1 pseudogene is annotated in these 275 nt (G+C 59.6%); it reads left to right on the forward strand.

Annotated elements, in window-relative coordinates:
• A pseudogene (locus AC2YI2_RS35255) lies at positions 1-252 on the forward strand (ISNCY family transposase); the annotation flags it as partial.
• Positions 253-275: the final 23 nt, after the last annotated feature.

Here is a 275-nt window from a genome sequence, read left to right on the forward strand (position 1 = left end):
TACCGCGTGTTCGACAAGGATCAGCGGGTGACGCACGCGGCGATCACTGAGAACAAGCGGCTCGGTGATGTGTTGGCCTATATCAAAGAGCGGCAGGACGAGCGGGACAAACCTGACGTCAAGACCAACAGCGAGAAGCTTGGCTACGTCAAGCGAGGGCGCAAGCCAGGCCCGAGGACAGATTTTACAAACGATCCGGTGGTGATCGCGCGGCGCGAGAAGGCGCAGGCGCGGCTTGAAGCTGCAGAATGATGTCGATCACCCAGCCTCAAAGC

This window comes from Rhizobium sp. SRI_017 (assembly GCF_057586295.1).